The sequence below is a fragment of the Candidatus Hydrogenedentota bacterium genome, assembly GCA_018005585.1.
In the GTDB taxonomy this organism is placed as follows: Bacteria; Hydrogenedentota; Hydrogenedentia; order Hydrogenedentales; family JAGMZX01; genus JAGMZX01.
Map to the genome: position 1 here is coordinate 24,768 of JAGMZX010000011.1, position 25,097 is coordinate 49,864.

The 25,097-nt window shown below is 63.0% G+C and carries 21 protein-coding genes; 16 read left to right on the forward strand and 5 right to left on the reverse strand.

All coding sequences use genetic code 11. From position 1 onward, the window contains the following. The coding region (locus KA184_03420; protein ID MBP8128604.1) for a hypothetical protein at nucleotides 1-2,796 on the reverse strand (2,796 nt) is incomplete at its 3' end. 330 nt (nucleotides 2,797-3,126) lie between these two features. Between KA184_03420 and KA184_03425 the strand changes: the two genes are divergently transcribed. Beyond that, the gene (locus tag KA184_03425; protein ID MBP8128605.1) at nucleotides 3,127-5,406 is read left to right on the forward strand and encodes a beta-galactosidase; all 2,280 of its coding nucleotides are present in this window, start codon (nucleotides 3,127-3,129) and stop codon (nucleotides 5,404-5,406) included. Nucleotides 5,407-5,438: 32 nt separating this feature from the next. Here KA184_03425 and KA184_03430 read toward each other — a convergent pair whose 3' ends face one another. Continuing rightward, nucleotides 5,439-6,356, reverse strand: coding sequence for a diguanylate cyclase (locus tag KA184_03430; GenBank protein ID MBP8128606.1), 918 nt, complete (start codon nucleotides 6,354-6,356; stop codon nucleotides 5,439-5,441). Nucleotides 6,357-6,562: 206 nt separating this feature from the next. Between KA184_03430 and KA184_03435 the strand changes: the two genes are divergently transcribed. The 13 genes from KA184_03435 (at nucleotide 6,563) to KA184_03495 (ending at nucleotide 20,873) form a co-directional block, all read left to right on the forward strand. Continuing rightward, a complete protein-coding gene (locus tag KA184_03435) occupies nucleotides 6,563-7,147 on the forward strand; it encodes a sigma-70 family RNA polymerase sigma factor (GenBank protein MBP8128607.1) in 585 nt (194 codons plus the stop codon). 22 nt (nucleotides 7,148-7,169) lie between these two features. Continuing rightward, entirely contained in the window at nucleotides 7,170-8,309 is a 1,140-nt protein-coding gene (locus tag KA184_03440) for a zf-HC2 domain-containing protein (GenBank protein ID MBP8128608.1), read from the forward strand. A 225-nt stretch (nucleotides 8,310-8,534) separates the two neighbouring features. After that, entirely contained in the window at nucleotides 8,535-10,289 is a 1,755-nt protein-coding gene (locus KA184_03445) for a type II/IV secretion system protein (GenBank protein MBP8128609.1), read from the forward strand. Next, on the forward strand, nucleotides 10,270-11,484 hold the full coding sequence (locus tag KA184_03450) for a type II secretion system F family protein (protein ID MBP8128610.1): 1,215 nt from the start codon (nucleotides 10,270-10,272) through the stop codon (nucleotides 11,482-11,484). Before KA184_03445 ends, KA184_03450 begins: the two co-directional genes overlap by 20 nt. Nucleotides 11,485-11,565: 81 nt before the next feature. Beyond that, the gene (gene gspG / locus KA184_03455; GenBank protein ID MBP8128611.1) at nucleotides 11,566-11,952 is read left to right on the forward strand and encodes a type II secretion system major pseudopilin GspG; all 387 of its coding nucleotides are present in this window, start codon (nucleotides 11,566-11,568) and stop codon (nucleotides 11,950-11,952) included. An 11-nt stretch (nucleotides 11,953-11,963) separates the two neighbouring features. After that, nucleotides 11,964-12,521: a prepilin-type N-terminal cleavage/methylation domain-containing protein gene (locus KA184_03460; GenBank protein ID MBP8128612.1), complete on the forward strand. Its 558-nt coding sequence runs from the start codon at nucleotides 11,964-11,966 to the stop codon at nucleotides 12,519-12,521. Nucleotides 12,522-12,527: 6 nt separating this feature from the next. Next, the gene (locus KA184_03465) at nucleotides 12,528-13,001 is read left to right on the forward strand and encodes a hypothetical protein (protein ID MBP8128613.1); all 474 of its coding nucleotides are present in this window, start codon (nucleotides 12,528-12,530) and stop codon (nucleotides 12,999-13,001) included. Further along, entirely contained in the window at nucleotides 12,982-13,713 is a 732-nt protein-coding gene (locus KA184_03470; GenBank protein MBP8128614.1) for a prepilin-type N-terminal cleavage/methylation domain-containing protein, read from the forward strand. Before KA184_03465 ends, KA184_03470 begins: the two co-directional genes overlap by 20 nt. Beyond that, a complete protein-coding gene (locus tag KA184_03475; protein MBP8128615.1) occupies nucleotides 13,710-14,648 on the forward strand; it encodes a general secretion pathway protein GspK in 939 nt (312 codons plus the stop codon). Before KA184_03470 ends, KA184_03475 begins: the two co-directional genes overlap by 4 nt. Then, a complete protein-coding gene (locus tag KA184_03480) occupies nucleotides 14,638-16,134 on the forward strand; it encodes a hypothetical protein (GenBank protein MBP8128616.1) in 1,497 nt (498 codons plus the stop codon). The genes KA184_03475 and KA184_03480 overlap by 11 nt, the downstream gene beginning before the upstream one ends. Further along, entirely contained in the window at nucleotides 16,109-17,140 is a 1,032-nt protein-coding gene (locus tag KA184_03485; protein MBP8128617.1) for a hypothetical protein, read from the forward strand. The genes KA184_03480 and KA184_03485 overlap by 26 nt, the downstream gene beginning before the upstream one ends. Nucleotides 17,141-17,143: 3 nt before the next feature. Beyond that, nucleotides 17,144-17,638 carry a hypothetical protein gene (locus tag KA184_03490; GenBank protein MBP8128618.1) on the forward strand — a complete coding sequence of 165 codons (495 nt, stop codon included), beginning with the start codon at nucleotides 17,144-17,146 and terminating at the stop codon, nucleotides 17,636-17,638. Between the two features lie 892 nt (nucleotides 17,639-18,530). Next, nucleotides 18,531-20,873: a hypothetical protein gene (locus tag KA184_03495; protein ID MBP8128619.1), complete on the forward strand. Its 2,343-nt coding sequence runs from the start codon at nucleotides 18,531-18,533 to the stop codon at nucleotides 20,871-20,873. Nucleotides 20,874-20,983: 110 nt separating this feature from the next. On the opposite strand, the gene rpmB is transcribed toward KA184_03495, so the two are convergent. Further along, nucleotides 20,984-21,259 carry a 50S ribosomal protein L28 gene (rpmB, locus tag KA184_03500; protein ID MBP8128620.1) on the reverse strand — a complete coding sequence of 92 codons (276 nt, stop codon included), beginning with the start codon at nucleotides 21,257-21,259 and terminating at the stop codon, nucleotides 20,984-20,986. Nucleotides 21,260-21,469: 210 nt separating this feature from the next. Between rpmB and KA184_03505 the strand changes: the two genes are divergently transcribed. Continuing rightward, nucleotides 21,470-22,309: a hypothetical protein gene (locus KA184_03505; GenBank protein MBP8128621.1), complete on the forward strand. Its 840-nt coding sequence runs from the start codon at nucleotides 21,470-21,472 to the stop codon at nucleotides 22,307-22,309. 54 nt (nucleotides 22,310-22,363) lie between these two features. Next, nucleotides 22,364-23,440, forward strand: a complete 1,077-nt coding sequence (gene rlmN / locus KA184_03510) for a 23S rRNA (adenine(2503)-C(2))-methyltransferase RlmN (protein ID MBP8128622.1) — start codon at nucleotides 22,364-22,366, stop codon at nucleotides 23,438-23,440. Between the two features lie 32 nt (nucleotides 23,441-23,472). On the opposite strand, the gene KA184_03515 is transcribed toward rlmN, so the two are convergent. Both KA184_03515 and KA184_03520 read right to left on the reverse strand, forming a co-directional pair. Continuing rightward, nucleotides 23,473-24,219, reverse strand: a complete 747-nt coding sequence (locus KA184_03515) for a lysophospholipid acyltransferase family protein (GenBank protein MBP8128623.1) — start codon at nucleotides 24,217-24,219, stop codon at nucleotides 23,473-23,475. After that, entirely contained in the window at nucleotides 24,216-25,091 is an 876-nt protein-coding gene (locus KA184_03520; protein ID MBP8128624.1) for a ketopantoate reductase family protein, read from the reverse strand. The genes KA184_03515 and KA184_03520 overlap by 4 nt, the downstream gene beginning before the upstream one ends. Nucleotides 25,092-25,097 lie beyond the last annotated feature (6 nt).

Genomic DNA, 25,097 nt, shown 5'->3' on the forward strand with positions numbered 1-25,097 from the left:
CCACATTTCCGAGTGCGAGTTGCTCACCGTCATCAGCGCCGCCAGCACGTGCGCGTAATCCTGCACCAGCGCATACCGCCCATCATTCATCAGGCGCTGCAAATTGCCCGTGTATTTCTTGCGCGCGCCCATGTAGTGCGCGAAATCGGCGTCGCAAAGTACGTCCGCGATCAGCGCCGCCTCCCAACTGTCGGTCATGCCGTTCTCATCGAGGTCCGTTTCCGCCCAGCCGCCCAGCGCCGCGTACAGTGCCGTCCCTTCCGCGTCTATCGTCTCAAGCACCGGGCACGCCGCCGGTTCCTCGCCGTTGTTCTGTTCCTCGCTGTCGCAACCGCCGCCGTTCGTCGTCACGCCGGGGTTGAGCGCGTTTGCGGCAAACGTCACGTAGCCCGCCAGGTCGCGCGACACCGGGGTAAATTCCGACAGGTTGCACACGCCGTCATCGTCGGCGTCGCCGCGTGACCCGAGCACGGGTTCCGCGGCCAGGTTGAAAAGGCTGGCGTCAACGTCGATGCCGTATTCCGAAAACAGGGCAATCATGGCCGCGATGCTCGCCGGTTCGCCGATCGTAACGAGGCCGGTCAGTGCGCGCTCGACCTTATCCGTATCCACCAGCACATCGATGATCTGGTCTACGGGCACGCCGTACTCGTCGGACAGAGCGTCCCACAACTGGTCGAGATAGGCCTTGACGACAACCTCGTTCTGCAAGTAGGCGACCGCGGCTGCCTCGAAGTGCGGCGTGTCCGCGCAAAAGAGCAGCGCGTCCTCGAGCAGTGCGTGCGCGTAATCCACGATGCCGTTCCGGTCGAGGTCCGCCGTCATCGGGTCCTCGCAGATCAGGCAGACCGGATCGACAAACGGAATCTCAATCTGATGCCGGTAGACGTAGTCGAGCGCGCCCGCGAAGTCCTTGCGCAGCCCCTCGGGGCACGCCGCGTGCAACACGGCATACACGTAATCCGCGCGCGTGCCGAAGAGGCTGAGAATCAGGTCGTATTCCTGCTTGTTCGTCTGCCCATCCGCGTCGATGTCCGAATTGGCCGCGAACGGCTCGATCCACGAACCGAAAACGTTCACCGTGAACGGAATGTAAGGCAGCGTGAGCGCGTCGCCCAGGCCATCGCGCACTTTCGTGTTCATGGGGCCGCTCAGAAGGAGCAGCGTCGCCACGGCATCCTCGACGGGCCGCAGTAAGGCATCGTAGTAGAGTTCGCTGCGCAGCCCCGCTACCGTCGTGTTGTAAGCATCCTGGAGTTGCGCGTGCAGGGGATACGCCGGGTCGCACAGCACCTCGGAAAGCGCCGCCGCTTCCCAACTGTCGGCCATGCCGTTTTCATCGAAATCGCCCAGTTCCCAGAACATGCTCAGATAGGGATAGAGCGCGGCGCCCTGCGCGTCCAGCTTCGCCAAGTGGTCGCAGGGCTCCTCTGGCTCCGGCGCGCCCGCGCCGATGGTGTAGCGCTCGCCCGTGGTGAAGTTGTCGATCCCTGTGCCGCCGAGCGGCATCCAGACGCCGTCGTAGATGGTGTTGTTATCCATCAGGTCGATGCTGAGCAGGCCGTCGCCCGTGGGCACGGCAACGGTCACGGTACGCGCGCTGCCGCTGCCGCTCACGCTCTGGATGGCTGCGCCGCTGAGACTGCCCGCAAGGTCCAGCGCGAAGTCGGCGACATCAACGCCGATCACGCCTTCGCTGAACGTGACGGTGAAATCGGCCGTAGCGCCCGTGGGCGGATTCGCGGCGCCCGGCGCGCGCGTGATGCTCGTCACCGTCGGCGGCGTCGAATCGGCCAGCCAGTCGAAATAGACCTGGGCTACCGCGTTTTCCATCAAGTGGATGTAACCGTTGTCGCTCAGGTGGATGGGGTCGACGTCGTTTGTGCCCGCCATGGCCTCGCGGGGGCTGAACCGGTTGCTCATGCCGCCCGGGAAATCGGCGTAGCCGTTTCCGGGCCCGTCGGGGAAGTAGGCCGCGCTGGGCGGGAGGTATAGGCTCGGTATGCCGTACCAGCCCTGCATCACGCCGAAGTTGTGAACGTACGCGACGCGCTCCGTGGCGAGCGCGAAGTCTTTCTTGCGCCGTTCGAGTTCGATGAAGACGTTGTTGACCTTGACCTGATTCTGCTCGACCTGTTGCGGCGTGGTCCAGCCCAACCATGGAAAATCCGGGAGGAAAATCTGTACGTGGATGCCCCACGCGGCGAGGAATATGGCGGTCGGGTCTTCGATGGCGGAAACGTAGATAATGATTTCATAGGGGTTGTACGGGTTCTGCCATGTGCCCCACTCGTATCCTTCCGCGATATTTGTGTAATCGTAGCCGCAGACCGCGACGCGGATATTGGGCCGCACGCTCAGGCAGTGATTGACGACGTTGCGGATGTGGTTCATCGTGGAGCCGACCAGCGCGTCGATGTGCCCGTCGCTGAAATCCCCCGCCACGCCCACATTGAGGTCATTGCCGCCCAGGCTCAGATGCACGATGTCGATGGTCGGGTACTGGTTGAGCTTCTGCGTGATGGCGTTCAGGACGTCCGGCGTGTCCCAATCGGCCGCCGTCGCCCGGAGAAGCGCCAATTCGCCGTTCTCTTCGTAGTTGCCGAGCCCCACTTGCTGCAGGACGTGGCGCAGCGCCTTCGGTTCCTGGTTCCACGGCGCGTAGGTCCAGCTATCGCCCACATACAGAATGCGAGGAATGGCCGCTTCCGCCGTGCCCGCTGCCACCAAGACCGCAATCCCCGCCAGCAGGCAGAACCGCCCGGACATCCTTGAATCACGCATGATAGCGGCCATGACAACACACTCCCAGCACCTATGTAAGGACAATGTATGAAACCTGCTCACTGGGGATTATACCCTATCGGCGGGCCGAAAGACAGCCGGGATCATACCAAGAGCATGCAGAATTATTTGGGATTACCATTGCGCTGGCCTGCACAAAAACGTTTCGCGTGGGACTGACACGCAGCGTCCGCTGTGGGGTATAGCGGGGGAGACCGGCCGGGGAATGGCTGTTGATTCTGGTCTTTGCCGCAGCCATACTGGGATGAGTCGATGGGAAGGGGCTTGGGTCATGCGGGGAGAAGACCAGACCCGCCAAAGCGCTGAGGAGGCAAACCTGTCATGAGGCCTGTTGTGTGCGTGGTCATTGGAACGCTTGCTTGCGGCGCGCTCTGCGCAGTCTCGAATGCTGAGGAAATGCCGCGCCCCGAGCACCCCCGCCCGGATTGTGAACGGGCGGAATGGCTGACCTTGAACGGCGTATGGGAGTTCGGCGAGACCGATGCCGATGAAACGGAACGTTTCCTTGGCGCGGACGCGTACCCCGACCGGATTGTTGTGCCGTTCTGCCGCGAAAGCGCATTGTCCGGCCTGCAACGGAAAGGATTTGTGAAGAACGTGTGGTACCGGCGCACGTTCCGCGTGCCGGCGGAATGGCGGTCGTCGCGGATTCGGCTGCATGTGGGCGCGTGCGACTGGCGGTCACGGGTATGGGTGAACGGTCAAGTCGCGGGGGAACACGTGGGGGGAAATACGCCGTTTGCCTTCGATATCACGAAACTTGTGGACCGCGGCGGTGAAAACACGGTCGTCATTCATGCGTTCGACGACACGGCTAGCGGCCTGCAGCCGCTGGGCAAACAATCGATAACGGGGGAGAGTCATGGCATTTTCTACACGCCGACGACGGGCATCTGGCAGACAGTCTGGCTCGAAGGTACGGGTGACACGTACATCCGTGAATTCCGGGTCGAGACCGGGCCTGACATGCAGCAGGCCCTCCTGGAAGTGGACCTCGACGGTCCCGCGCAAGGTTTGACGATTGAGGCGCAGGTTGAAGACGATGCGGCCGCTGTCGCCACGGCCCGGACTGCGGCCGTCTGGCGGGATAACCGGCTCGTGTTATCGATTGCGTCGCCGCGGCAATGGACGCCGCGCGACCCGCATCTTTACGGGTTGACGCTGCGTCTGCTGCGTGACGGCGAGGTCGTCGACGAAGTGCGAAGCTACCTGGGCATCCGCCGGATTACCATCGAGGGCGCGGCGGTCCTTGTCAACGGGGAAGCCATATTCCAGCGGCTCGTGCTGGACCAGGGCTTCTACCCGGACGGGGTTTGGACCGCGCCGACGGACGAAGCGCTGAAACGGGACATCGAGTTGTCGATGGCGGCGGGGTTCAACGGCGCGCGCCTGCACCAGAAGGTATTCGAGCCGCGGCTGCTCTATTGGGCGGACCGCCTGGGCTACTTGCTCTGGGGCGAATACCCGAGCTTCGGCGCGAACTACGCCAACCCCGCCGTGAACGCGCCCATTCTTCAGGAATGGGTCGAGGTTGTGGTGCGGGACCGGAATCATCCGTCGGTCATCGGGTGGTGCCCGTTCAATGAAACCGACCCCATCTCGGGCACGCTGCAATCGGCGGTGGTGACGATGACGCGGCGACTTGACCCGTCTCGCCCGATCATCGAGAGCAGCGGCTACGCCCACACAATCGCCGACCCCGAGGTGCTTGACGTTCACGATTATGACCAGAACCCTGAGACGTTCCGGGCGCGCTGGGTGGACGGCTATGCGGCGCAATTCGACATGGGGCTGCCCGCTCGCTACGGGTCGGCGACGCCGTCGCGCGTGCCGTTCATGATCAGCGAGTATGGCGGGATTGGCTGGGCGCTCAGCAAAGAGGCCTGGGGTTACGGCAACACGCCGGAGAGCCTGGACGCCTACTACGCGCGGTTCGCAGGTCTCGCGGCGGCGGCGCTGGACAGCCGGTACCTCTTCGGCCTGTGCTACACGCAACTGACCAACGTCGAGCAAGAGCAGAACGGGGTCTACATGTACGACCGAAGCCCCAAGTTTGACGTGGCGCCGCTACGGGAGGCCCTGCAACGGAAGGCGGCCTACGAAGCGGACCCGCCGCTGGCCGTGCGCCCGGCCAGCTATGTCTGGACAGTGCTCGTCGGCGCTCTGGCGGACGGCGACCTCGCCCGGCCCTGGCGGTACACGACGGATGCGCCCGGGGACGGCTGGCGGCAACCGGGTTTCGACGACGGCAAGTGGAACACCGGCCTGGCGCCGTTCGGCCATAAGGAAGGGGAGTGGATGGGCCGCATCCGCACGAAGTGGCAAAGCGATGACATCTGGCTGCGGCAGCGGTTCGCGTTCGACGGCGCGGCCTTTGATAGCGCCGCGCTGGTGCTCCATTTTGACAACGCGACCGAAGTCTTCTTGAACGGGCAACCCATCTGGCAACGAGACCATTGGAACGACCGCTACGACGGGTATGACGTGACGGGCGCATTCCGCGGCGCCGTGGTGACCGGCGAAAACACGGTCGCCGCGCACACGCATCAAGATAGCGGCGGCCAGTACATCGACCTGGCGCTGCTTGTGGGCCGGCCCTGAAGGCTTTGCGCGTGGACTGCCGTTGTGCCGTCCTACTGCGGGGAAGGCGGCGTGGCCGCGGCGTCTGACCAGATGATCACGGAGCCCTTTGCCTCTGCCTTTGCTTGCGTGAGAGCGGCTTCGGCGCGCTCAAGCAAGGGCTCCAACGCCGTGCCGTGCGCGGGCACGCTTACGATGCCGCTCGAGAAGGTCACGCGGATGCCCGCGATACCGTCCCCTACGACCGACAGCCGTTCTTCGATACGCTGCGTCAGACGGCTTGCCCCGTTCTCGTCCGTTTCGGGCAGGTAGAGCAGGAAGCGCTGCCCCGACAATCGGCCCGCAATATCCACGCTCCGCATGCGCGTCAGGATTACCCCGGCGAGGCAGGTCAACAGCAGGTCGCCCATCTCGAACCCGTGCCCGGTGTTGACCGCCGAGAAATCGTCCAGGTCCAGAAGCAAAAGGCTGCCAAAACGGGCATACCGCTCCACCCGCTTCAATTCCTCGCCGATTTCATGGAAGAGCGTGGGCCGGTTCAGCAGGCGTGTGAGAGGGTCGACACGCGCCATGCGCAGGTAACTCTCGCGCCGCTCAATAACGGCCTGCACCCGCGCCACCAGCACCACCGGGTCGAAAGGCGTTTCGATACAGTCGTCGACACCGCTGCGCAGTGCGCGCACCTGTTCGTCCGGCTGGTCTTCGGGCACCAGGAAAAGGAACGGGATATCGCGCGTCTCGGGATTCAGGATGAGACGCTCGCGGATGCCCGAGCCGTCCACGTCCGCGGAATCGTGACGGCAAATGACCAGATGCACCGCGCATTCCTTCAGCCGCTTTGCCGCCTCCCACCCGTTGACCGCCGTTCGCACCGTGAAACCCGCGCGGCCCAGGTAGTCCCGAATTACGTTGCGCGTGCTTGTATCCTGTTCGATGGCCAGGATGGTTGCGCCGTTCGCCGGTGCGGTCATGGCTCCTCCCGCTTTGCGCGTGTTTCCCCGCGCGCCCGCGTGCAGTATACTCACGGGCGTCTCGACGGGTAAAGGGCGGGAACAGGGAAGTCCCTTTGGCGGTTTGGGTTGTTTGGGTTTTCTTGGTTTGCGCGCGGCAAAGTCGCGGGGAAATGTAAACCTTTTACAGATGCGGCACGTTTTCACGAATGAAGCAGGAAGGACAGATGGACCACTCGGCCCAAGGCGATAGCGAATTGGCCCTCGCCTTGAAGGCCGGGGACCGGGAAGCTTTCGAGGAGCTGGTCCGGCGTCATCAGGGCCGCGTGTACGCGGTAGCGTACCGTTTGACGGGCAACCGCGAGGACGCGCTGGATGTGGCGCAGGACGCCTTCTTGAAGGCGTTCCGGAAAATTGGTTATTGGCGGCCCATCGGCGGTTTTCTGCCGTGGCTGTTGCGGTTGACGCGCAATCAGGCTATTGACCACCTGCGACGCCGGGAACGGCGCCGGCATGAGCCGCTCGAGGAGGCGTCGCGCGCGCAGCGCGACGGAATGACCGCGGAAACCGCGCCGGTGACGACGGATGCAGCGGTGCGCGCGCGGGAGATTGACCAGCGTGTGCGCGAGGCGCTGGTGCGGTTGTCGCCGTCGCAGAGTACGGTGTTCATCCTGCGGCATTATGAAGGTCTGGCGCTGGCGGAGATTGCCGAGCAATTGGGCTGCACGGTCGGCAGCGTCAAGGTGCATTTGTTTCGTGCGCTGAAGAAATTGCGCAAGGAACTGGCGGATTTTCAGGGTCCGGAACAATAGAGAAAGATAGGAGCCGCGCAATATGGGAATGCGTGACGCGGGTCTATGGTCCGCGATGCGGGGGCTGGCAGGGGGGTGCCGGCGCGTACGCCCCTTGCTTGTGGCCTCACTCTACGAGCCGCTCGGCGAGGACGAAGAGCAAGCCTTGCGGCAACACCTGGAAAAGTGCGGGCTCTGTCGCGCGGAATGGGCCGGTATGCGGCGGACCGTTGCAGCCATCCCGCGGGAACCCGCGCGGTTGAGCGGCGACATGGCTCCGGCTCTGCTGGCCCGCGCCGCCGAGTGCTCCAACCGCGCACCGGTCAGGCGTTTGCTGCCCTACGGCGCAGCCGCGACGGCCATCGTCGCGGCGCTGCTCTTCGTCGTGGCGGGGCCGTTCGCGTCTTCCCCGGTCTCGGAGCGGCTGGCGACTGCGCCAATGCCCGCCGTTGCCGTGGAACCGCCGGCCGCGACCGTCTCCGGCGGTGCGACAGACACGGAGTTGCCTGCCGGGGCAATCGCCGATTCACCGGTTGAGGAAGCGGTGTGCGAAGCGGAGCAGCTTGTCGAGAAGCACGCCTATGCGGATGCGATGCAGCTGCTGCAGGAAAGCATGGCGGCCCATCCGGGCGACCCCGCATCCGGTGTGGCGCAGGCCCGCCTCGCCGAGATCGAGTTTTGCCATCTGCGCCGTTATCCGCGGGCTTTTGACGCCTATGTGAGACTCCGAAACCTGTTTCCTGAGACGTTCAAGTCGAGTCCCGAGAGCATAGACCGCTTCGATTTGCTGGTCGAAGGCTGGCAGGAAAACTTCGAGGCGCTGTACGCATTGGATGCCGCGCGCGGGAATGGCCCCGCAGGCTTTGCGGACTTGGAATCCGTGGTCGCGCAGTATCCCGGCAAACTTGTGGCCGGGGTGGCGCTGGACGAAATGAGGCGGATTGTCGACGGTCCGGGCGCGGAGGGCGACATGCCGGTGACGGCGGCGCTCGAGCGCGTCCGGGCCCGTTGCGCGAATCCCGTCGCCGTTGCGCAGGTTAACCTGCGCCTGGGCGACGCGTATTCGCAGGATGCGCGCAATTTGCCGCGCGCGCGGGAGATGTACCAGGACGTGTCGCGGAGCGCGCATCCGGTGCTGGCGCCAATGGCGGACGCCGCGCTGGCGCGGCTGGCGAATCCGTAAGGGATTCCGGCGGCACACGGCACCGGGGTGCGGGCCCGGACGGCGCAAGGCGTTTGCGGCAGTCCGCGGCGGTCTGTTACCATTTCTACGAGAGACGCAGCGGCGGGTTCACGTATCGCACGCATGCGATGCGTATAGCTTAACCCGCTGAAATATAATAAGTTGCGGCTGAACGGCCCAACGGGCCGCGCGGCCGGATTACGCACCGCGCAGAGGAACCACGGCGTGCCCGACCTGAAATCGTTTGAGCGATTCCTCGTGTCCAGCGGCGTCGTCGCGGAAGACCGTCTCGAACGCGCGCGGGGCGAGGCGCGCAAGCGGGGTGCTACGCTGACCGAGGTGGTCCAGCAACTAGGCTTTGCCACAGCTGAGCAGGTGTATCAGGCGCTCGCTTCCTTTTGCGAACTGCGGTACGTTGTCCCGTCGAAGATGACCATTCCGGAAGAGGTATCGCGAAAAGTACCCGCCCGGTTTGCGACCCACTACGGCTTTGTACCCATTGCGGAGAGCAATGGCGCGCTCGTCGTTGCCGTAAGCGACCCGCTGAACGCGCAGCTGCTCGATGATATCCGGCTCGTCTTGAAGCGGCGCATCGAAGCGACGGTGGCAACGCCCGAGGAGATCGACCGCACGACGAAGGTGCTCTACGGCGTCGGCGCGGACACGATGGAGAAGATCCTCATCAGCGAGGAATCGCAGGGGCTCGTCGTCAATCTGGGCGAAACCAGCATGAGCGCGGACCTCGGCGACGAGAACATCGATGCGTCCATCATCAAGTTCACGAACGAACTCATCCTCGAGGCCATTAATTCCGATTGCACCGACATTCACATCGAGCCGTTTGAAGACCAGTTGCGCGTCCGGTTCCGCATCGACGGCATCCTGCATCAGGTGCCTACGCCGCCGTCCATTCGCGGCTTTCACGCGGCCATTGTCTCGCGCATCAAGATCATGGCCAACCTCAACATCGCGGAAAAACGCCTCCCGCAGGACGGCAAGATACTCGCCCGGTTCGGCGACAGCCAATACGACCTGCGCGTGTCGATCCTGCCGACGCCACACGGGGAGACGGTAAACATCCGCATTCTGAGCCGGGCGTCGATGTTCCTGACGCTGGACCAATTGGGCTTCCTGCCCGAGGACTTGACGAAGTTCGAGTCCTTTATCACGAAACCGCACGGGATTATCCTCGTGACAGGCCCCACGGGCAGCGGCAAAACGACGACGCTATACGCGGCGCTGAGCAAACTGAACAACCTGGACCGCAAAATCATCACGATTGAAGACCCCATCGAATATCAGTTGCGCGGAGTGACCCAGATGCAGGTGTTGCCGCGTATCGGCTTCGATTTCGGCATGGGCCTGCGCTCCATGCTGCGTCACGACCCCGATATCATGCTCGTGGGCGAAATCCGCGACTATGAGACGGCTGAGATGGCGATCCGGTCGAGCCTGACGGGCCACCTGGTGCTCAGCACGCTGCACACGAACGACGCGGCCGGGGCCGTGACCCGCCTCACTGACATGGAGGTTGAGCCGTTCCTGATCGCGAGCACGATGATTGCCTCGATGGCGCAGCGTCTTGTGCGGCGCGTGTGCCGCAATTGCAGCGCGCCCTGCGCGCCGAACCCGCAGGTGCTGCGCGAGGAATTCGGCGTTACACCCGAGCAGGTGCAGCGCGGCCAGTTCGTGAAAGGCGAGGGCTGCGACGCATGCCGGCACACGGGTTACCGCGGGCGTATCGCCATCTACGAGATGTTGCCGTTTACCAATGAAATCAAGGAGCTTACCGCGCGCCGGAGTTCATCGATCGAGGTCAAGCGCAAGGCGCTGGAACAGGGCATGAAGACGCTGCGCATGTCCGGGTGGCGCCGTGTTTACGAAGGCTTGAGCACCATCGAAGAGGTGTTGCGCGTGACGGCAGACGCGGAGACGATGGGCGCGATCATCGAGACGGGCGATGCCGCAATTCCAGTATGAGGTCAAGAAGGGCCCGGGCGAATCCGCCACGGGCATACTCGAAGCGGAAAACCAGCGCGCCGCCGCGGCACGTCTCCGCGATATGGGGTATTTCCCTATTCGCGTCGTCGAGTACACGGGCGAGGAAGAAAAGAAGGACGTGCTCCGACAGGCGCTCGTCCGCATACGCCTGAGAGACCGCAATGTCTTCTTCCGCCAGCTGGCCAACCTCATCGAGTCCGGCATGCCCATCACCCGCGCGCTCCGCACCCTGGTCGAGCAGGCGGAAAACCCGAAGATGTCGAAGCTCATCGATACGCTCCGCGACGACGTGCAGAAGGGCAGCAGTTTCGCCGAAGCGATGGAGAGACATCCGGAGGTCTTTTCCGCGGTGCAATGCAATCTGGTGCGCGCGGGCGAGACGGGCGGCATGCTCGAGGAAGTACTCTGGCGCCTGGTTGCCTTCGGCGAACAACAGGAGGAACTGCGGGGCAAGGCGCTTAGCGCGCTGGTGTATCCGGCCTTCCTGCTGCTCATCGGCTCGATAGCGGTTTTCATTCTGATTTCTTTCGTATTTCCCCGGTTTATCGAGGTTTTCAAGGACTTCAACGCCGACCTGCCCATGCCCACGAAGATCGTCATGGCAGTCTGCGGGTTCATGGGTTCGTACTGGTGGGCCGTGCTGATCGGGGTGGGTCTGGTCATTGCCGGGCTCGTGTACTATCTGCGTACGGAGGTGGGCCGCCGTCACAGGGATGCGTTGCTCTTGCGCATTCCAGTTGTCCGTACGGTAGTCCAGAAATACGAGATGGCCCGGTTTGCGCGGACGCTCGGAACCCTGCTCGAGAATGGCGTGCCGGTGCTGCGATCGCTGCGGACGACCGCCGACACGATGGGAAATGCGGTGATCCGCGACGAGGTTGCTTCTATCCTCGAGGGGGTGACCGACGGGCGGAGCATGAGCGAGAGCATGACGCAGACGCCGCATTTCCCGCCGCTGGTGGTCAGCATGTTCATGATAGGCGAGGAAAGCGGCCGCATCGGCGACGTGACCAAGCGGCTGGCGGATGCCTACGACCTGGAGGTGGACCGTGCGGTGAAGGCACTGACGGCCTTGTTTGAGCCGCTGTTGATCGTGTTCATGGGCGCCATTATCGGTTTTCTCGTGATTGCCATGTTGTTGCCGATGTTGACGTTGAGCGCGAACGTCGGGTAGGCGGCGTCCCCAAAACGGGCCAGTTTGTCGTATTATAAAGGAGGGGAAGGCGAAGGCCTTTCCCTGCATCTGGAGGTTGCCATGGATAACAGAGGTTTCACGCTTATCGAGCTGATCCTGGTCGTGGTCATTATCGGTATCCTGGCCGGCGCGGTCGTGCCGATTTTCGGCGGACGTTCGACGGAAGCGCGGATCAACCGGGCCCGGTCGGACATCAGTTCCTATCTCGGGTTCATTTCCGCGTATGAGATCGACAATGGGAAATACCCGCAGCGTCTTGAAGACCTGGTCTCCGGGAATCGCAAGTACGTCCGCGAGTTGAACAATGACCCGTGGGGCAATCCGTACATTTACACGCCGCCTTCCGGCGCCACCAGTGATGACTTCGATGTTTTCTCCGCTGGTCCGGACGGCCAGCCGGGCACCGAGGACGATGTGACTCTCAACACGGAAGCGGCGACCCGCTGAGCACCAAGAACATGACCGTCACGTTCCGAAACGTCCCCAAACCGCAGGCTGGGGGCGCGCCGGCGGGGAATGGGTTCACGCTGCTCGAACTCGTGGTGGTGTTGGCGTTGATTGCCATTCTCACCGGCATGGTCGTGCCGGTCTACGGCGGTTCAATGGCTTCCATGCGCATGCGCAGCGCGCAGAGCGATTTTATCTCTCTGATTGAATTTGTGCAGGAGCGCGCCATAACCGATGCCCGGGAGTACCGCCTGTACATTGACAAGGAGGAAAACACGTTCTGGGTCATGTACATGACGGGTGTGGAGGAAGGCGAAAAGGTGTTCACGGAAGAAACGCGCGAATATGGGCGTCTGCGCGAGTTTCCCGAACAACTGACCGTCGACCGCGTGAAGGCGCGGAAAGACCGGGAACGGAGCGCTTACTTCATTGCCTGTTATCCGAACGGGGCATGTGATATCGCGCGGGTCGACCTGCTTGACGCGCGAAACCGGCGCCAGCGCACCACGATAGAAACCACCGGCGTCGTCGGCAAGCTCGAGGTCGAGACGCCGCAGACGCGGAGGTAGCGCACCGTGCCGCGCCGCGCCGGGTATATCCTCTTCGAGACTGTCGTGGCCATGGGTCTGTTGAGCATCAGCCTGGTGGTCGTATACAACGGCATGAATCAGGGGCTCTTCATGCGCGCCCGGGCCCAGGACTTCACCACGGCCAAGTTTCTGCTTGAGAAAGTCATCGCGGAGAAGGAATTGCAGTTGGAGATGCAGCCCGGCTCGGGCGAGGGGCAGTTCGAGGGCGACAACGAGCGATTCCGCTGCCGCTGGGAGATCACAAAGGTGCCCGTGCCGGCGCCGCCGCTGCCGCCCGCCCTGACCGAAGAAGAACGGGAACGGTTCTATAAAATGTTCAAGAAATACATGGGCCGCATTGCGGTGACGGTCCTGTGGTCCCGCCGCGGCTTTGATTACGAGATTGCGGGCGAGACCCTGATTCCACCGGAGCGTCTCTGGCTGCCGGAAGGCGAACGCGATGATGTCCAGATGCCGTAAGGACAACGGCTTCACACTGGCCGAACTGCTTGTCGCGGCGACGCTGCTCAGCCTCGTCATGGCTTCCGTGTATACGCTCTTCAGCTCGACCATGCGCACCTGGCGGCGTTCCGAGGGCGCCTTTGACATGCACCAGGTTGCGCGCACGGCCCTCGCGGTCTTCGAGCGTGAAGTAGAGAATCTGATGGATGAGGCGGGCTACCTGTTCACCGGCGAGGATGATGAAGTGACGATGTTCGTGGTGGCGGAACCGATGGACGTCGAGGAGGCCGAAGGCCCGCACCTGATGCGTGTGCGCTATCGATTTGACCGCACCGGCGAAGAACTGGTCCGGGAGGAAGCCCTGGTCGAGATGGCGCTGCCGAACCGCCCGCCGGACGGCAAACCGGTCGAACCGGGCAAAATCAAGCTGAAGCGCAAACGCGAGTTTGTCATTGCGACGCATGTGCGCGACTTCGAACTGAGATACTACTGGATCCCCGCGCCGGACCAGCGCTATGAAAACGAACCGCCCCAGCCCACGGAGCATTTGGTTGTCGACAGCCACGAGGAGGGCTGGGGGCTGCCGCAGGCCATCGAAGCTCGCCTGACGCTGACCGACCCCGAGAATCCGGACCGCGAGATATCCTTTGACGTCTTGCGCACGCTGCACACGCGCACGTTTTATTATCCGCTTCGCGATCTCGAGAAGATGCTGGGGGATTTGATATGACGAGGCGGGAAGACGGATTCGTGCTGCTGGTCGTGCTGTGGGTGTTGGCCGTGCTTACGGTCGTGACGGTGGGCTTCGGGCGGCGCTCGCTGATGGACCAGCGCGCCGCGGCCTATGCGCTCGACCAGACGCAGGCCATGCTGATGGCCCGCGGCGCCGTGTACCGGGGGATCCTGCTCCTGCGCAACAAGGCGGTCACGGACATGGCGGAGATGGACCACCCGCCGGTGACGCACCTGGGCCAGGAATGGGCCAAGCCTATGGACCTGTTCTCCGAAGGCATATTCGAGGGCAAGGAAGGCGTCGAAGGCGACACGTGCGCGTTTGTCATTGAGGACGAACAGGCCAAGATGAATCTGAACAGCATTCCCTTCGAGGTGCTGGAGGAGGTGGAAGCGCTGGACCGCTCCGTGCTGCGGCGAATCAAGGCGCGGCGCACCGAGGGCGAACAGGATGGCGAGGGCCCGGCGCCGTTTCACGCACCGGAGGAGTTGCGCTACATGCGCGGCGTTGATTATGAAGAGTGGTACGGCGACCGCAAAGAAACGGGCCTGCGCAACCTGTTTACCACGGTGGGCACCGAACGGGTTAATATCAACACGGCGCGCCGCGAGGTGCTCGAGTGCATCCCGGACTGTGATGATCAGGCGATCAACGCCGTGTTAGGCTATCGCGCCGGACCCGACGGAGAGGTTGGCACGCAAGACGACGTGGGATTCCTGGACTGGAACGATTTTGTCGAGCGTACGGGCATTTCGGGGGAATCCCTGACTGCCCTGAAACGGTACGGCGACTTGTATTCCACGTATTACACGGTTACCGGCATCGCGACGAAACGAAATGGCCAGGTGCGGGCAAGCGTGACGGCTACCGTAGTGGTCATGGAAGGACAGGCCAGCATTCTGGATTGGCGGGAGAGGCCCCTTGGCGCGTAACAGTAATCACATCAGTATTGTCCAGTGCGACGAGCGGTTGATCTCGCGCATGCGCGTGCTGTCGAAGCCGGGCAAGCTCGAGATTCTCGCCTTTGACCAGGAACACGGCGCGTGGTCGGCGCAGGATGGCACGCTCGAGGCTGCGTTGCGCGATTTTTCGGGCCGGTTCCACCTGGCGGATGATGCCGTCGTCACGATCCTGCCGCGTCACGATATCACGACCCGCATTCTGGTGCTGCCCAGCGACAAGCCGGAAGAAATAGCGAGCATGATCCGGTTCAGCGCGGAAGAATACGTTCCCTATACCGCTGAAGAACTCATGCTCAGCCAATGCGTGCTTCGTCTGCTGCCCACGGGCGAAGCGCGCGTGCTGGCCGCGTTTGCGCACAGGGACGTGGTGGAAGGGCACATGCGTCTGCTCGCCGGAGCGGGCATCGTGCCCGAGCATGTGTACTTGAGCACGGCATGCCTCGCCACGGCCGTGGCAGAGGCCAGGCCGGACGCTTCGGGCGATTTCGCGCTGGTAAACCTGGCCTCCGGCGGGCTGGAAGCGCTCACGTTTGACCGGGACGGGCATTTGATGTTTGGCCGCGGCGTCGCGTCCGGTCAGCAATGGCATGCGCCCGATGGCGAAGTGGCGGGTATCTTCGAGGAACTGAGCGTGGAACTGCGGGCGACCTTGTCCGCGTACCGCCGGGAAGCGCCAGATAGCTACGAGGTCGAGCGTGTTTATCTGGCCGCCGATGCGGCGTTCGTCGAGACGCTGGCCCAAGGGTTGGAGACGGAGACGGCGGTTCAATGCCGGCCTGCGGATTTTCTTCCTGCTCTTGTCGGCAGCGGTGCCCAACATCTTGCTGCTCCTGCATTGTCGGCGCTGGGCGCCGCGCTGCTCGCGCAGGGCCGGGGCGAGGTGCTTATCGACCTCGTTCCGGAATCCGTGAAGGAAGACCAGCGCATTCGCGTGGTGAAGCGTCAGGCGCTTAAGGCGGGTTTCCTTGCCACGCTGGTTCTCGTGGCGGTTGGGCTGTGGTTCTATCAGCAGGTGCGTCAGCGGGAGGCGTACCGCGTCGAGCTCGAGACGCGCCTGCAAGGTCTCGCGGCGCGCGCGGGCGGCGTCGTGGAGAAGCGCGAGCAACTGCGGATCATCCGTCGCGAAGTGCGGCCTTCCGGTTCCGTGCTCCAATACCTGGCGAACGTTTGCCGCGCCGCGCCGGACGGAGGACTGAACCTTACCGAGTTCCGTTTTGACCACGAGGATGGGATCGAGGTCAAGGGGCGAGCGGAGTCGCTGGACCTGATCAACGGGTTTGGCCAGTCGTTGCGCGAACTCGGGAAGACGACGGGATTGGAGCAGTTTCTCGGTGCGACGCGCATGTACGAAAACGACAATATCCCGGAACAGGACAAGCGGATTTGGGAGTACCATTACACCATTCCGTTCGAGGAGAAAGAGGCTGAGAATGCAGATGCTTCGCTCGGCAAGTGATCTCTGGCGCAAGCTTTCGCCGCGGGAACAAAGGTTGGCTGGTCTCGTGTTCGCGCTGGCCGTTGCGCTTCTTGCCGCGGTTGGACTGCGCCGCGGCTGGGATCGCATCGAGGAATTGGACAGCTCGATTATGCTGCTTGAGGACGCGATAGTGGAGAATACCCACCAGGTCGCGCGCCGCGAGGCCGTCGAGGCGGAATATCGCGAGGTTTCCGCGCAGCATTCGAGTGCATGGTCGGCCGCGGAGATCCTGGACCGCCTGCGCAACGAAATTTACCGGCTCGCGCACAACGTGCCATCGCCGTTGAATGCGGAAGGCGTTGCTGACCGCGTCGAAAACGATTCCGGACTCCTGGTCAATCTGCCGGAATTGGGGGAGGGCACGCTGGAAGAGAGCGAGGAAGGCTTTCGCGAATACCACATTGGCGTTAAGGTGTCCAACGTGCCTTTGCACGCATTGATCAGCTACCTCGAGCGCCTCCAGGCCAGCCCACAGTCCCTGCGCATCGATGGCCTCAACATGAAGCGCAACTTCCTGGACGACCGGGTTACGGCGGATATCGATATCACGCGGATTATTGTGGACCGGACCGAACCGCCCTGGACCTATGCCGCGCAGCAGCCGGAAGGCTGGGTCAGCAAGGGCTGCCGCATCGCCGCGGCCTCCCTGCCCGCCTTGGGCGGCAAGCCAGCCGTGCAGGTGTCGTCGGGAGGGCCGCGGGGCGCGTGCTATTTCCCTGTGGAACTGCAGGGCGGCGCCTACGAACTGCAGTTCGAGGCGTCTGCGAAAGGCGCCGTCATCTTACGCATTTACGACGAGGACGCGGGCAAGAACCTCGAAGGCGAACTTACATTGAACGGAGACGGCGTCCCCTATATCTACCGGATTCAATTCGCCCTGCCCGACCAGGGCGGACTGACGAAAATGCGAGTGCCGCACCTGACGCTTGAGGAAGCGGACAGTGAAGTGCTCGTCAGCAGTGTGGCATACCGCAGGATGACATGAGCTATGGAACGGCTTAGCATGTATATTGGCATTGGCGTGTTGGTTGTGGCCGGCGCGCTCTTGGCGCTGGGGCTGGTTCATGATGTCAAGCAGGAAGACCGCGCCCTTCTCGAACAGCGGCTCGCGGCGGTGCCCAAGCACGCTGCTGCGGAGGAGACGATGGACTGGCCTTGGGCGGAATGGGAGCAGAATATCACCGCGAATGCCAAACTATGGAGCGGTCTGGTGCCGCCCCCGCCCCCGCCTGCGCCGCCGCCGCCGCCGCCGCCCCAGCGGCCCGATATGGCCGCGATGCTCAAAGATGTGTATCCTACGCGGCGTGGCGTAGGCAATAAGGTGCGCATCGTTACCCCTCAGAACCCGCGAGGGGATTACTACAGCGTCGGCGATGCGATAAACGGTTGCACCATCGAGCGCGTGGAAAAGACGGAGGTCGTGTTTACGCTGGTCTGGCCCGCCAAGAATGAGGTACTCACGTACTCTCTGCCGCGACAGTAAGGGCGCCGCGCCTGTCAGCCGTGGGTTGACCGCTCGCGTTGAGCAATGAGACAGACGGGCAAGCGGGGCCGGAAGGAGACGTGTGCGCCATGAACTGCGCTGTGGGAAAGGACTGTTTCGAACCCGCGTGCTTGTGTGGCGCGGGTCGTGTGCGCTATATAATGTGGTGTAGCAAGCCAAGACCACACGAAGTGGGGTGACTATGAGCAGAAAATCTCCGGACGCCGCCGGCGCGAGCAGCCAATCAGCATGCAAGTCTGTGCATAAGGCGCGATGGCTCGCGGCCGTCATTCTGCTTTTCCTCGCTCCGGCGACCGCCCAGTTCTTTCCGGAAGACGCCTACGGGCAACAGACGCCCGACACGCCGCGTCCTCGACCGTCGTTGCCCTCGTCTACGCGGCCAATCCGCTTGCAGCCGGGCGGCTATGACCAGAGCGGCCAATATGGGGATTCCCAGCCAAATGAGCCGGGGCGATCGAGAACGGGCCGCTTCGGAGACCGGAGAAGCGACAGGGACAGGGATACGGAGCAGCAGCAAGGAACGGGTTCCCAGCAGGGACAGCAGCCCTCCGAACAACCGCAGCAGGAGCAGCCCCAGGAGCAGAAGCCTCCCGGTCCGCGGGAGGCTGGTGGCCGCGAGGGGGGCGGTGGGCCAACGGTGATTGGGCCTGGCGCGGCCGGGCGCGGCGGCGCAGCGGAGGGAGCAGGCGCGCCGGGTCTTCCCGGAGCCCCGGGGGCGGGCGCCGGGGCGGGGCCGGGCGGCTTGGGCGCTGCGGGCGGGCTGCCACGCGGACCGGCGGCGGGGGTGAACGTCATCAGCACGACCAGTTTTGAACCAGCGTTTGAACATGAGGTGGAGTACCCGGATGTCCCCGACGCAGGAGCCGAGAACTTGATTACGGAAGAAGGCCCCATGACGGTCCTTGAGTTCCTCTCGCTCATCCACCTCTCTACGGAATGGAACATCATTTCCACGGAGAAGGCCAATGCGGTTCAATTAAGCTTCTATCTGGTTGATACCACGCCGAAACAGGCGCTGAAAGTCCTGGAAAAACACGACATCTACTACGAATGGGACGAGCAGAACAAGTACCTCTATGTGATGACGAAAGAGGAGTATCTCACCGAGAAATACGCGAAGGTCTCCCCAACGCCTACGGAATTTAAGGTCGTTCACGCGGATGTCACCTATGCGGAATCCATGCTTTCTTCGCTCTTGTCTCAAGCCGGGCGCATAGTCACCGACCAGCGGACGAACCTCGTTTATGTCTGGGATACGGAAGACAACCTGGAGCAGATGAAGAAAGCGTTTGAGGAATTGGATGTTCCTCTCGAAAAACGGGAGTTTCTGGCGCGCTATGCTGACCTTGCCGACGTGGAGGCGGTGGTCACATCGCTCTTGTCCGCGAATGGCAGCTTTGTCTCCGACCCGCGGACGGCGCAGTTCTTCGTGTGGGACAGCCCCGCCGTGCTCGACCGCGTCGCGGAAGCGGTAGCGCGGCTGGATGTCCCGATCGAGCCGGTTACCTACGAGGTCAAGCATGTAAGCGCCGAAGACCTCGTTGACAGTCTGGAAGTTCTGCTTTCCGAACGGGGGCTGATCCAGGTGGACCCGCGGTATAACACGATCGTCGTCACGGATTTGCAGGAGCGGCAAGCGCGCATTGCCTCCTTGATCGAGACGCTGGACCGCGAACTCGAGACGCGCACTTGGGTGATTCAGTACGCGGATATCGAGTTCATTGCGGACCAAATCGAGACGTATATACCCAGCGAAATGGGCGAAATCATGGTGAACGACATGGTGCACCAGGTCACCGTCACCGGTCTGCCGGAGCGTCTCGACAAGATCGACGCATTGATAAAGGTCTGGGACATCAAGCGGCAGCAGGTCATGATCGAAGCGTTCCTGGTGGACGTGGGCGAGTCCGTGGCCCGCGAATTCAACATCCGCTGGTCGTATTTTGACAACGCGAACGCCGGACCCGTGGCGATCAACAGCCCGACGGGCGGGTTCCCGGGGGTCAATGCCGACGTGATCACTTACGGGCAGTTGCCCTATGCCGTGCCCCTGTATGGCAACCTGCAACTGGACGCGGAGGGCAACATCACGCGGCCGCTGCTGACCGATATCGCCGGAAACACGATCATCGACCACTATCGCGGCAACCAGATTGGCGCCGCGCTGAACTATCTGGACCGCACGACCGACCTGTCCATCCTGGCTGCGCCGCGGGTGACTGTCCAGGATGGCGAGGAAGCCATATTCGAGAACGCGGAGCGCGTGCCCTATGCCTCCGCTACATCTTCATACGGCGGCTACTACGGTGGGTATGGCGGCGCGTACAGCCGGGTCGAGTTCATCGATGTTGGCATTATCTTGCGCGTAAAGCCGCAAATAACCGAACTGGACGACATTCTGCTGGACATAGCGGCGGAAGACAGTTCGGCTGAGCTTGTCGAGATCGAGTCGTATTCGACCGGCACGGAGGACACGGTCTCGTCACGGAAAGCGCCGCAAGTGAAGGCGCGCAATGTGGAAACCCAGTTGCGCATTCACAGCGGGGACACGGTGGTCCTGGGCGGGCTGCGCCAGAGCAGCGCCGGCGAGAACATCAACCGCGTGCCTATTCTGGGCGACATCCCCGTCGTGGGGCGGTTGTTCAAGTATCCGTCGAAATCTTCCGACACGAACACGCTCATGATTTTCCTCACGCCGACGATCGTCGACGAACACACATTCCCCGAGGCGAGCATGCTGACGGACGCGGAAGAGGACATTGCCGCGCGGCACCGGCATAACCGGAAGGATTTCTACGAGCGGATACGCGACCGGATTACCCATGGCGAACATGAGGTCAGCGTGTCTATCGGGCAGACCGGCTGCGTCCACTCAGAAGGCCAGCCCGTGACAATGGATGAGCTGCGAAAAGCGCTCGAGAGCGTGACAGACCGGGAGGATATCACGCTCGTCTTGCGCCGTCACCCGCGAGCGCCTTCCAAGGTCGTGGCGGAAGTCGTGGAAATCGCCATGGAGTTGGACATTAAAGTGGACTTTGACGATGCAATGATGCCGCTCGTGCCTACGAATCACAGCGCGGAAGCCGCGCGGGCGGCCGCGGAATCCGCGTCCGCGGAGACGGTGGTTGCGGCGCCTGCGGCCGCCGCGGAAACGCCAGAAGCGGAGGTGGCATCCACCGGGGCACTGGCCGCGGAGGCAACGGACGGGTCCTGATGGGCGAGCGAGGGCGCAAGTGAGAAGGCCCTGCTGATCGAGACAAGACGGAAACTGCTCCCGTGCATGACTTGCATGCGCGGGAGCAGCGTTTTGCGGGTTCGGTGCGGTCAGGATTTAGCGTCTGTGGCGGGGGTGTACGTGTATTTGCGGCGCGGCGCCTTCTGGAACTTGCCGGCCTTCAAGTACCGTGCACACACCTTGACGCGACGGACACGCCCATTCTCGTCGACGATACGTACCGTCTGCAGGTTTGGTTTCCACCGCCGCTTGGTGATGCCCGTTACGTTCTGTCCGATGCCGCCCTCGCGCTTGGCCTTACCGCGCCGTACGACGCGGTGGCCAACCGACGGCTTCTTGCCGCTGTATTCACATACTCTGGCCATGTTGTCACCTCCGGGAGACTGCGTGATTCCGGTTATTCCGCCGGTTATGGAACCCCTTGCCGCGCCTTGGGATCACCAAGCGCCGGGTGGTATACTCGGCGGCTAGAGAGAAGGAATCTTAGCATACCGTCACATGCAGTTCAAGGGCGGACGGCGTGCTTGATTTCGGCCTTTCCAGGTATTCTCATGAGTCCGGAATGTGGCATGCCGATGAAACGCATTTTATTCCTATTCACGTTAGTTGCAGCCGCAGCGGGGTGTCAGCGTCTGGGCCGGGAACTGGCCCCGGCGCCATTGCCGCCCGGTGCGCCGAGCCTCGCGGCTATCCTGGACGGCCTCGCCGCGAATGATGCGGCCATACAATCGTTCCGGGGTCCCTGCTCGGTAACACTCGAGTCGCCCGACCTCGCGGGGAAGCAGGTGCTGCATAAGAGCAGCGTCTATTTCCGGCGGCCCGAGTCGCTGCACGTCGTGGGCCGGAAATATGGCAGCACGGTGATGCGCCTGACTTCGGTAGGCCGGGAATTTCTTATCGAATTCCCCTCGGAAAAGAAATATTACTACCGGTTGGAGGGGGAACGGCTGGAAACCGTCGAATTCAGCGTTTCGCCCTCGGATATCGCGCGCGAAATGTTCTTTCCGGAGCCGTGGGATACTCTGGACCTCGAACGGGTGCGCCTTGTGGCCTATGAAGAACGGGACCAGACGGCGCGGCTTGAGTTGCTCGAAGCGGACGGCAAACACGTGCGGCGGGTGGTGACCGTGCAGGGTCCGCCGTGGGTCATTGTCCGCAGCGAGCACGTGGACCGGCGCGGCAGGACGCTCTCGGTGACAACGCTGCGAGATTACCGGCAATTTGACGGCGTGAACCTTCCCGCGACGGTCGAAGCGGTTTTCCCGCTGGAAAAGACGTCCATGACGCTGGCGTTCCGGGAACTGAAACCGAATACGGATATTGAAGACCAGTATTTCGATATCAATGCCCGCGCGCGCGAACTCGGTATCGTGCTGGACAGAACCTCGGCCGCGCCACAGCAAGGAACGTACTGAAAGCGCGCGCTGCGCCGACGCCTGGACGCTGCAGTACCCGCTGGAGAGACCACGATGACGGTTCCCGCCAAGATCGCGCTGACCGGCTATGGGCCCGGCGAACTGGCCCACACCCTGGAAATGAAGCCTTTTCAGGGACGACAGGTGTTCCAGTGGCTGCACAAGCGCCGCATTTTCGATTTCGAGCGTATGACCGACCTCTCGAAGGCCCTGCGCGCTCGTTTGGCCGCAACATGCGTTGCAGCGCAACTCACGCCCGTGGAGATGCTGGAATCGCCGCGGTCGGGAACGCGCAAGGCTTTGTTCCGCCTTGCGGACGGCGAGACGGTCGAAACGGTGCTCATTCGCGACGGCGACCGGACCACTGTCTGCGTGTCATCGCAGGTGGGCTGTGCGCTGAAATGCTCCTTCTGCGCTACGGGCCTCGCGGGGTTCGTACGCAATCTTTCCGCGGCCGAGATTGTGGAACAGGCGCTCCATCTTCTGGCTGAGGAAGACCTGGAAGGGCGCTCGCCGAATATCGTGTTCATGGGGATGGGCGAACCTTTCCGCAATTACGACGCCGTCCTGCGCGCCATTCGCCTGCTGATGGACAAAGACGGATTGGGTATTGGCGCGCGCAAGATCACGGTCTCTACCGCAGGCGAGGCAAAGGAGATCGAGCGCTTCGCGCAGGAAGCATTGCAGGTCCGTTTGAGCATATCGCTCCACGCCGCCAATGACGCCCTGCGCGACACGCTCGTGCCGTTGAACCGGCGCTATCCCCTGGCGCGGCTGCGCGAGGCCGCGGCAGCGTATAACCGGGAAACGGGGAGGCAAGTCACGTTCGAGTGGACGCTGTTTGAAGGCGTCAACGATACCCCTGCCCACGCGCGGGAACTGCTCCATTTTGCCGATGGTTTGAAGGCCTTCGTGAATCTGATTCCGTGGAATCCTGTTGCCGGCCCGCACTATCGCCCCACTTCCAAGCCCAGGGCGGAAGCCTTCCGCGATCTCCTGACGGCGGCTGGTCTCAAGGCGACCTTGCGCACCGAGAAGGGACAGGATATCGACGCGGCGTGCGGGCAACTGCGTCGTACGCACGCCGCCGCGGGCGCACAGGCCGCGCAAGCTTCCGGCCCGGGTTTGTGACCGGCGTGGGGGCGCCGGCGGGGATTTCCAGCTCACGCTGTCCCGGGAGCCTTGCTTTCATCAGACGGTTCCGGAGGGACAAAGACCGGCGCGCCGCACAGCTCGCGTTCGAGCGTCTCGTGCAGGTCATTGAGACGCGCCTCGATCTCCCTCCGGGCCAGCTCGACCGTCGCCGCGGCGTCGTCCGGCGGCGGCGCGATCGGCGGGCCGCAAGCGCCCAGCACGCGCGCGAACGGCTTTGGCACGGGAAAGCGGTCCCAGGAACGGAGCCGCCAGCACCGGTCTACCGCGAAGGCAAGGGGAACCACGGGGGTCTGTGTACGCGCCGCCAGAATCGCAATGCCCGGTTTCGCCCGCCGGCGCGGGCCGCGCGGGCCGTCGAGCGTAAAGCCCACGGAAACGTGTTCCAGCGCCTTGGCGAGGTTGAATAACGCGTCGGAACCGCCTCGCGAGGACGAACCGCGCACTGCCTCAATGCCAAAGCAGTTGATGATGCGCGTCGCGAGTTCGCCGTCGAAACTGTAGCTGGTCATACTGTGATAGTTGCTGTTCCGGAACGCAAACACGCCCAGCCCCAGCGTTTCGTGCCAGATGGGCAGGATGACCTTGCCGTGTGCTTCGGTTTCTTCGAGATAGCTCCGCCCGCGAAACTCGAACCGGCACGTGCGGGCGAGCGCGCGATAGAAGCCGGCGATCAGGGGCGGGAGCGCGGCAAGGACGATGCGTTGCCGGAGCGTGAAGACGCAAGGGCTCTCATATTGGATGCCGGGGAATTTCAATGGTGCTCGAGGCCGCGAACGAGTTGATAAATCACGCGGGTGCGCGGCGCCGGCAGCGAGGCCAGTTGCGCCCGGCGCAGGATTTCGCCGCTGATTGCGTCGATCTCGGTGGGTTTCCCGGCCCGGACGTCCTGGAGCATAGAAGAGATGTTCGAGGCTGTTGCGCGGCAGACGTCTTCGGCGGCCTCGATAAGACTCTGGCCGAACCGGTAGCCTTCCGTCGAGGCCACCTTGGCTGCTTCCACGACGAGGTCGCGCATCAGTTGCCGCGCTTCCCTGATGTCGAGGATCGTGCCGTTGGGCACGTTCAGAATTGCGGTAATAGGGTTGATCGCCGCGTTGATCGCCACCTTCTCCCACACCAGCTGGCCGGGCGCTTCCGTGGCTTCCACATCGAAACCGGCCTTGCGCAGCGCGGCCACCGGCGGTTCGGGATCGCTCGAAGTCCATGCGCCAAGCCGTGTCGTGCCGACGCCCGCGTGCCGGACCCGGCCCTCGCCCAGCAGCGTGGACCCCTCCGACGTGACGCCCACCAACACCCGGGCGCTGCCCACCATCGAGCACAGCGTCTCCACGTTGCCCAAGCCGTTCTGCAACGTCAGAATGGGCACGTCGGGCGGGAACCGCAGGCGTCCGGTTGCGTACGCCTTGGTCATGACGATGACGAGGTTGACGCCGGGGGGCACGGAGGTCATTACCTCCGGCTTGGTGGTCCAGACGCCCCCCTCCTCTTCGATCCAGACGCCGTTTTCATTCAGGCGCGCCGCGCGGTCGTTCTGGTAATCCACAAGAAAGGTTCTTATGCCCGCCCGCGTCAGGCGCGCCGCGAACAGGCAACCCATTGCCCCAGGACCAATAATGGCAACCTTCATCTTGCG

What these genes read in the sequence shown, in the direction of transcription:
- KA184_03490 (MBP8128618.1), top strand. Translation starts at nt 17,144, where the DNA reads ATGGAACGGCTTAGCATGTATATTGGCATTGGCGTGTTGGTTGTGGCC.
- KA184_03475 (MBP8128615.1), top strand. Translation starts at nt 13,710, where the DNA reads ATGACGAGGCGGGAAGACGGATTCGTGCTGCTGGTCGTGCTGTGGGTG.
- KA184_03485 (MBP8128617.1), top strand. Translation starts at nt 16,109, where the DNA reads ATGCAGATGCTTCGCTCGGCAAGTGATCTCTGGCGCAAGCTTTCGCCG.
- rlmN (MBP8128622.1), top strand. Translation starts at nt 22,364, where the DNA reads ATGACGGTTCCCGCCAAGATCGCGCTGACCGGCTATGGGCCCGGCGAA.
- KA184_03440 (MBP8128608.1), top strand. Translation starts at nt 7,170, where the DNA reads ATGGGAATGCGTGACGCGGGTCTATGGTCCGCGATGCGGGGGCTGGCA.
- KA184_03470 (MBP8128614.1), top strand. Translation starts at nt 12,982, where the DNA reads ATGATGTCCAGATGCCGTAAGGACAACGGCTTCACACTGGCCGAACTG.
- rpmB (MBP8128620.1), bottom strand. Translation starts at nt 21,259, where the DNA reads ATGGCCAGAGTATGTGAATACAGCGGCAAGAAGCCGTCGGTTGGCCAC.
- KA184_03450 (MBP8128610.1), top strand. Translation starts at nt 10,270, where the DNA reads ATGCCGCAATTCCAGTATGAGGTCAAGAAGGGCCCGGGCGAATCCGCC.
- KA184_03435 (MBP8128607.1), top strand. Translation starts at nt 6,563, where the DNA reads ATGGACCACTCGGCCCAAGGCGATAGCGAATTGGCCCTCGCCTTGAAG.
- KA184_03430 (MBP8128606.1), bottom strand. Translation starts at nt 6,356, where the DNA reads ATGACCGCACCGGCGAACGGCGCAACCATCCTGGCCATCGAACAGGAT.
- KA184_03425 (MBP8128605.1), top strand. Translation starts at nt 3,127, where the DNA reads ATGAGGCCTGTTGTGTGCGTGGTCATTGGAACGCTTGCTTGCGGCGCG.
- KA184_03505 (MBP8128621.1), top strand. Translation starts at nt 21,470, where the DNA reads ATGAAACGCATTTTATTCCTATTCACGTTAGTTGCAGCCGCAGCGGGG.
- KA184_03460 (MBP8128612.1), top strand. Translation starts at nt 11,964, where the DNA reads ATGACCGTCACGTTCCGAAACGTCCCCAAACCGCAGGCTGGGGGCGCG.
- gspG (MBP8128611.1), top strand. Translation starts at nt 11,566, where the DNA reads ATGGATAACAGAGGTTTCACGCTTATCGAGCTGATCCTGGTCGTGGTC.
- KA184_03520 (MBP8128624.1), bottom strand. Translation starts at nt 25,091, where the DNA reads ATGAAGGTTGCCATTATTGGTCCTGGGGCAATGGGTTGCCTGTTCGCG.